This is a genomic window from Paraburkholderia sp. EG286B (assembly GCF_040965655.1).
Taxonomy (GTDB): Bacteria; Pseudomonadota; Gammaproteobacteria; order Burkholderiales; family Burkholderiaceae; genus Paraburkholderia.
Window position 1 is genome coordinate 1 of sequence record NZ_JBFRCF010000153.1, and the last position, 486, is coordinate 486.

The following is a 486-nucleotide window of genomic DNA, read 5'->3' on the forward strand; positions in this document are numbered from 1 at the left end:
TTGGCCACCGCGGCTCATGCGCGATGGTGCTCCGGCGGTATGTGCCCACGGTGCGCCATCTGGTCAGGACTACAGAACAGGGAATCCCCATGGCGGAATCGGACAAACCGGTGAGACTGGTCACGGGACGCCAGTCTGCGCATCTGGACATCATCCTCAAGGCTCGCAGGTACGAGCGCGATGAGCGCAACGAGCGGCGCGCGCCCCGGTTGTCGGTGGTCGAGTGGGCCGTTCGCGAGGAGAGCTGCCAGCCGTACCGGATCAGGGCGCTGGTCTCGACTGCCGGGCCGGTGGCGTGCCGGGATATCCTGGGCCAGCTCGCCAGGTTCAGGTTCCAGGTTGACGAAGGGGCGGTGGTCCGGAAGTTCGCGGGATTCGTCTCGCGTTTCGAGTCGGTGTCGAACTCGCGTGATGGCTGCACCTATCGTGTCGAAATCCTCCAGCATCTTGCGGTGCTGGACGGCCCGAGCAACTGCGCGACATACC

At 65.2% G+C, this 486-nt stretch carries 1 protein-coding gene; it reads left to right on the forward strand.

What is annotated here, in order from left to right; translation table 11 throughout:
• Positions 1 to 89 precede the first annotated feature (89 nt).
• The coding region (locus AB4Y42_RS44170) for a hypothetical protein (RefSeq protein ID WP_368697887.1) at positions 90 to 486 on the forward strand (397 nt) is incomplete at its 3' end.